Origin of the sequence: Enterococcus hailinensis, from assembly GCF_045862035.1 — a bacterium.
Classification (GTDB): domain Bacteria; phylum Bacillota; class Bacilli; order Lactobacillales; family Enterococcaceae; genus Enterococcus_A; species Enterococcus_A hailinensis.
Genome location: NZ_BAAFRV010000043.1, coordinates 1 through 3,474, shown reverse-complemented (window position 1 = coordinate 3,474; position 3,474 = coordinate 1). Strand labels below are relative to the sequence as shown.

The following is a 3,474-nucleotide window of genomic DNA, read 5'->3' as shown; positions in this document are numbered from 1 at the left end:
CTGTAGTAAAATCATTCATAGGGAAGTCCTCTTTTCTGTGAATTGGTTGTCGTAAACTTAATTCTACAGAAGGGACTTCCTTTTTTGTATGGATTTTATTCATTTACACAAAATATTTTACACTCTCGGAAATTCATATTAGATTTATCTATTTCAATATCTATAAAACTTATTTTTTATGGATAATAGTTTTCCGCAAGCTATTTATCTAAGTATACAAGTTCCTTAGAATCATCCCCTAACTTTTGAGCTCTTTTTTCATCTGGAATTATCATGTATTTTTAGACAAAAAAAGCCATCATTGATTTGATGGCTTAGTTTCAAAAAATTACTATTTTTGAGAAATAAAATCTAATAATTTGTACATTACTTCTTTGTTTTTAGTAGGAAAATTTGCTGCCATAATATCTTGCGCACTTTGATTTAAAGAATTATTGTCGTTTGGATATTCAAAATCATTAATAGCCATTTCACGGACATCATCTGATTGAGGCTCAAAATGAAATTGTAGTCCAATCACGTTTCTATTTAACAAATATCCTTGATTACGAACAAGGTCGCTACTGAACAGATGGATAGCATTTTCTGGAATTTCAAACATTTCTTCATGCCAATGCAAAGCAGTTAATGTCCTAGGAATATCGGGAATTGTATCACTCTCAAGTGTAACTGTTGCCCAACCAACTTCCTTATAGGGCGCTTTGGAAACTTCGTATCCGAGTGTTTTAGCAATTTGCTGAGCACCATAGCAAGCGCCAAACATTGGGATATTTCTCTCAAGTAGCTCTTTGATCAATATACGTTCATAGTTAATCCAATCGATATCGTCGTTTGGACTCATTGGACCGCCTAATATGATAAGCATATCAGTCTCCTCTGCTGAAGGTAATACACCATTGAATTGATATGGATGGTAGATATACATTTCATGACCATGTTGCTTAGACCATTCTTGAATAGATCCCGGACCCTCGTTAGGAGTGTGTTGTAAAACGTTGATTCGCATAAAATTTCTTTCACTCAACGGCAATGTTGGGATTAGGTTTCGCCTGCAATTACCTATTAATATGAGTAATTATAGAAAATTGAAGCTTGTAAGTCAAATTATGGAAATGAAGGATCCACTAGAAGTATTGGCCAGAGATTTGATTGGATTTAATCACTTGTTGATCCAATTACGACTCAATCGACGTGAGAATAACCTTAACGAACAAAATAACATAGGAGAAGAAGGTAAATATAGAAAAATAAAAAAATGACGACATATAGTCGTCTAGAATCTATTGCAGGAAAATCATTGCGATAGCTGGGATAACGTTATTAAGAAAATGAACCATTATTGAGACTTCTAATCGCTTAGGTTTGTAATAACTTAGCGACAATATTAAACCCATTAGTGCATAAAGAAGAAAGTTCGGTATATCTGTTGCCATGTGAATCAGCCCAAAAGATATTGAACTTAATAGAATACCAATTATTGGCTTGTTTTTACACAATAAACCAATAATTCCACCACGAAAAACAATTTCTTCCATTATTGGTGCAGAAATAGCAATCAATAAAAATAATAAAACAGGATTTACGCCATTAAATAAACTATTTAATGCTGCGTCATTGTTACTTATTTCTTGCCCATTAAAGTACTGTATTAATAAAGTGCCCATTATCGCAATAACCTTTAAAAGAATTGTTGATCCTATAATAATAAAAAGATTTGTTTTTGTGATCCAAGTAAAATTAAATTCTATTAACTTTAACTTATAAGTAAGCCATACAAGAATTATTATATTAACCATTATTAATAAAATTAATGCTAGCAAATTTCCTCCAACTAATGAATGTGGAGATATTTCTTGAATTAAACCAAAAATAGTAATACTGATTTGGCTTAAAATAAATAACCCAATAACAATAAAAAATTTTTTACATGTACCAATTTCATTCACCCCCTATCAGATAATAATAGCATTGACTAAAGTGGCAAACCATTTAAAATATTCGTTCGTTAACGGACAAAATAAGATAAGTCCACAAACTGGCGCTATCACATAGCTTTGATGAAATAAAAAAGCTAGCACAATTAAGTGCTAGCTAAAAGATTGAAAACAATAAATTTTATGGGGAAGTAAGTAAAAATAATTTCATTCTACAACTAAATATTAAATCATAAAAAATTTTTATATTTAGCTAACGATAAAAGTGGTCTTGAAATTAGTAAGATACTTAACCAAAATATTATTTATCAATCATTTATAACTTAACAGTAACAATCAAATAATAAATAATATTAATTAATAGTGTCTGATTATTCGCCAATACTTTAGACTTTAACTTTGCGTTAACAGGACGAAATGAGATAGGCCCATAAATTGGCGCTATCAAGGAAATCATTGATCGAAAAAATGGCGTCAGAAACTAATACCATTACTTATTCTCTTCTATAGAGGCTTTTTGAAAGTGATTAGAGTGGCGCCTTTAATTTGTAAGGACGTTGACATATAGGAATATGTGACTAGTTCCCACCCTTCTTTTGAACGCTTGTTAAATAAGTCATTCAACTCTGCAATGTCATCTACTTCAGCTTTGTCAGTAGTCCATTTAAATTTTGTATATAAAACTTCAGTTTTGTACTCGAACATTAAAGCATCTCCTTATTTAATTTATCTAATTATAATCTTATATAAAAAGGTTCACAAGTACTCTATGGATTGTGGATTTATCCAACAATAGGAAACTATAGATTATTATCAAACAGAGTTCAGCAAACGGATGATTTTTAGTAGGTATGAAAAAAACCTATTAATAAAATAGGTGGGTAAAAGAAATTACAAAGTTAAAACAATGTGGTTATGAGCGTTAAAATAGCCACACCACCTTGAGTTAAAATAATTTTTTTATTGCTAGTGATACTACCGTATATTGCAACTAGAATGATAAAAATGAGAAATATACGATTTATCTCTTCCGATGAACTACCAGAAAAAATACTATAAAGTAAGCCCAATCCAAGAAGTCCATTATAGATGCCTTGATTCTTAAACAGTGTATTTATCGATGGTTGACTTAATTCTTGTTTTGATAAGTCAAAAATTTTACTGGTTGCATTGGACGTAGTAGCAAAAGTCTCTAAATACATTATGTAGAAAAATTGAAATGCTACAAGAATTGTAAGTACTAGAGTTAAAGTTGACATGATATAGCCTCCTAAAAGATATGAAATTGAAAATAAAAGTATAACTGTAAATATTATAGACGTCAAAAATAATTCCTTTAACGGACAAAATCACGTAGTTTCATCAATTAGATCTATCAAGGAAATTATCCAATACATAAGATAATAAATGAAGGGGTTCTGTTGCAAAGTTTTATCAAAACGTCTATTTAGTGTAAAATAGCTGAAACGAAAACATTAGGAGAATAACCATGTCTCATTTTAAAGGCAAACAATTTGAAAAAGATATCATCATGGTAGCC

At 30.4% G+C, this 3,474-nt stretch carries 4 protein-coding genes; all 4 read right to left on the bottom strand.

The window, feature by feature from the left end; all coding sequences use genetic code 11:
• Nucleotides 1-331: 331 nt before the first annotated feature.
• Nucleotides 332-1,006 (bottom strand): type 1 glutamine amidotransferase, encoded by a 675-nt coding sequence (locus tag ACKTSC_RS13275; RefSeq protein WP_407857818.1) that lies wholly within the window; start codon nt 1,004-1,006, stop codon nt 332-334.
• A gap of 274 nt (nt 1,007-1,280) precedes the next feature.
• Nucleotides 1,281-1,946 (bottom strand): CPBP family intramembrane glutamic endopeptidase, encoded by a 666-nt coding sequence (locus ACKTSC_RS13270; RefSeq protein WP_407856421.1) that lies wholly within the window; start codon nt 1,944-1,946, stop codon nt 1,281-1,283.
• A 492-nt stretch (nt 1,947-2,438) separates the two neighbouring features.
• A complete protein-coding gene (locus ACKTSC_RS13265; protein WP_407857817.1) occupies nt 2,439-2,639 on the bottom strand; it encodes a DUF4177 domain-containing protein in 201 nt (66 codons plus the stop codon).
• A 194-nt stretch (nt 2,640-2,833) separates the two neighbouring features.
• Complete coding sequence (locus tag ACKTSC_RS13260) at nt 2,834-3,193, bottom strand: DUF1304 domain-containing protein (RefSeq protein ID WP_407857816.1); 360 nt, start codon at nt 3,191-3,193, stop codon at nt 2,834-2,836.
• Nucleotides 3,194-3,474: the final 281 nt, after the last annotated feature.